At 55.8% G+C, this 3,306-nt stretch carries 1 tRNA gene and 2 rRNA genes; all 3 read right to left on the bottom strand.

From position 1 onward, the window contains the following. Positions 1-8: 8 nt before the first annotated feature. The 3 genes from Mgrana_RS16445 to Mgrana_RS16435 all read right to left on the bottom strand — a co-directional run bounded on the left by Mgrana_RS16445 (position 9) and on the right by Mgrana_RS16435 (position 3,153). Positions 9-84 (bottom strand) — tRNA-Gly (locus Mgrana_RS16445). Between the two features lie 11 nt (positions 85-95). After that, positions 96-212: ribosomal RNA gene (rrf, locus tag Mgrana_RS16440) — 5S ribosomal RNA — on the bottom strand. A 73-nt stretch (positions 213-285) separates the two neighbouring features. Beyond that, a 23S ribosomal RNA gene (locus tag Mgrana_RS16435) occupies positions 286-3,153 on the bottom strand. Positions 3,154-3,306 lie beyond the last annotated feature (153 nt).

Below are 3,306 nucleotides of genomic sequence, written 5' to 3'. Positions count from 1 at the left end.
TTTGGTTATGGAGCGGGAGACGGGACTCGAACCCGCGACCCCAACCTTGGCAAGGTTGTGCTCTACCAACTGAGCTACTCCCGCAAATAATAAAACCCTTGCACTGACCTACTCTCCCAGGACCCTTCGGTCCAAGTACCATCGGCGCTGGTGCGTTTCACGACCGTGTTCGGAATGGGAACGGGTGGGACCACACCGCTATGAGCACAAGGGTGTACAGTGTTTTCTTTCTCAAACTTGAACCTTCCAAGTAGAAAGTAGAGGAAGAATCTTTATCACTGCCTAAAGGTCAAGACCTCGGACAATTCGCACTGGTCAGCTCAACGCATCACTGCGCTTACACCTCCAGCCGATTCACCCGGTATTCTACCGGGGTCCTTACCGGATTACTCCGTGAGAAGGCTCATCTTGAGGCAAGTTTCCCGCTTAGATGCTTTCAGCGGTTATCTCTCCCGCACTTGGCTACCCGGCTTATGCCCTTGGAAGAACAGCCGGAAAACCAGCGGTGCGTCCACTCCGGTCCTCTCGTACTAGGAGCAGCCCCCCTCAACCTTCTTCCGCTCGTGACGGATAGAGACCGAACTGTCTCACGACGTTCTGAACCCAGCTCGCGTGCCACTTTAATGGGCGAACAGCCCAACCCTTGGGACCTTCTTCAGCCCCAGGATGTGACGAGCCGACATCGAGGTGCCAAACGATTCCGCCGCTATGGACGCTCGGGAATCATCAGCCTGTTATCCCCAGGGTAACTTTTATCCGTTGATCTATGGCCCTTCCACACAGAACCACAGGTTCACTAGGCCCAGCTTTCGCTCCTGCTCGGCTTGCTCGCCTCACAGTCAGGCTCCCTTTTACCCTTGCGCTCTCGGATGGGTTTCCGTCCCACCTGAGGGAACCTTTGGGCGCCTCCGTTACACTTTAGGAGGCGACCACCCCAGTCAAACTGCCCATCAAACACTGTCCCCTTCTCAGGGTTAGACCTCCAGGCATCTCAGGGTGGTATCTCACCAGCGCCTCCACCAAGACCAAAGCCCCGGCTTCATAGGCTCCCACCTATCCTGCGCAGAAACGACCGAAAGTCAATGCCAGACTACAGTAAAGCTCCATGGGGTCTTTTCGTCCTGCCACGAGTAGGCTGCATCTTCACAGCCAATTCAATTTCACCGAGTCCTTCGCTGAGACAGCGCGCTGATCGTTACGCTTTTCGTGCAGGTCGGAACTTACCCGACAAGGAATTTCGCTACCTTAGGACCGTTATAGTTACGGCCGCCGTTCACTGGGGCTTCAGTTCAGGGCTCTCACCCCTCCCCTTGACCTTCCAGCACCGGGCAAGCGTCGCTCCGTATACTTCCACTTACGTGTTCGCACAGAGCTGAGTTTTTGGTAAACAGTCGCCAGCGCCTATTCACTGCGGCTCACGTCTCCGTGAGCACCCCTTCTCCCTAAGTTACGGGGCTAGATTGCAAAGTTCCTTAGCGAAGGTTCTCTCGCGCGCCTTGGTGCATTTACACCCACCCACCTGTGTCGGTTTGCGGTACGGGTACTCCGCAGTTATGCTTAGAGGCTTTTCTTGGCTCCCTGGCTTCAGCAAGTTGTCACCTTGCGGCTTCCACACCACCCACCGGTATCGGACTACGGATTTGCCTATAGTCCCCTTTGGGTTTCTGTCCGGGCTCATCCATGGCTCCGGTTCGCCTAGCCTAAAGCGTCCCCCCTTCGCACTGCAAAGTAGGACTGGATTATTAACCAGTTGTCCGTCGGCTTCGCCTCTCGGCTTATCCTTAGGCCCCGCCTAACCCTACGATGACGACCATCGCGTAGGAAACCTCGGGTTTGCGGCGACGGGGATTCTCACCCCGTTTATCGTTACTCATGTCGGCATTCGCACTTCCCATACCTCCACCACTCCTCACGGTATGGCTTCTCAGGCTTAGGGAACGCTCCCCTACCGATACAACTCTCGCTGTATCCCGCAACTTCGGCGCTAGGCTTAAGCCCCGATCATTTTCGGCGCAAGGTCACTCGACCAGTGAGCTATTACGCACTCTTTAAAGGGTGGCTGCTTCTAAGCCAACCTCCTGGCTGTCTCGGCAACCTCACATCCTTATCCACTTAGCCTAGACTTGGGGGCCTTAATCGGCGGTCTCTGTTGTTCCAGCGCTCGGACACGGATGTTATCACTCGTGCCCTCACTCCCGGGCTCCTCTTCCGTCCCTTCAGAGTTTGAAAGGGTTTGGTAGGCTGGTAGGCCCCCTAGCCCTATCAGTGCTTTACAGGCCGGAATCAGCACCCGAGGCTGACCCTAAAGTCATTTCGGGGAGAACCAGCTATCTCCTGGATCGGTTAGCTTTTCACTCCTAACCCCAACTCATCCGAAGGATTTGCATATCCAACCGGTTCGGTCCTCCACGCAGTGTCACCCGCGCTTCAACCTGGTCAGGGCTAGCTCTCCAGGTTTCGGGTCTACGCCAGCCAACTCAATCGCCCTCTTCGGACTCGCTTTCGCTACGCCTCCACCTCCCGGCTTAGGCTCGCTGACTAACGTAAGTCGCCGACTCATGCTTCAATAGGCACACCAGAACCCCTGTAAAGAGCTCTGATTGCTTGTGAGCACACGGTTTCAGGTTCTATTTCACTCCCCTCCCGGGGTTCTTTTCACCTTTCCCTCACGGTACTGGTCCACTATCGGTCACCCATTCGTATTTAGCCTTACGCGGTGGGCCGCGCAGATTCACCCAGAGCTCCACGAACCCCAGGCTACTCGGGATACCTCCCCTATCCTCCGCCTTTCGCCTACAGGACTATCACCCTCTTCGGTAGGCCTTTCCAGACCCTTCAGCTAGGCTTCAGATTCGGTTGCGAGGTCCCTCAACCCCGGTGTGCACGCACACCGGTTTAGGCTCCTTCCGTTTCGCTCGCCGCTACTCGGGAAATCGCTTTCGCTTTCTTCTCCTCCGGCTACTTAGATGTTTCAGTTCGCCGGGTTCCCTCTCACTCTCGTGAGTGACCTGTGTCCCCACAGGCCGGGTTCCCCCATTCGGATATCCCGGTATCAAGGCTTACTACCAGCTCCACCGGGCTTTTCGCAGGTAATCACGTCCTTCTTCGGCTTGGGTGCCAGGGCATCCACCGTGTGCCCGTTCTATCTTGACCTTCTCGCCATCTCCCTCTCGAAAAATGGCCCATTCTATCTCTACGTCCCTTGGCCCTATTCAAACCAAAAAACGTAGATCAAAATCTCTCCCTCTACTCCCTACTTGTCATGTTCCTCGCGCTTTCCCTCTCGGGAGCGCAACGAGAAGGATA

This window comes from Meiothermus granaticius NBRC 107808, from assembly GCF_003574355.1.
GTDB classification, from domain to species: Bacteria; Deinococcota; Deinococci; order Deinococcales; family Thermaceae; genus Meiothermus; species Meiothermus granaticius.
This window is presented reverse-complemented; position numbering and strand designations above follow the sequence as displayed.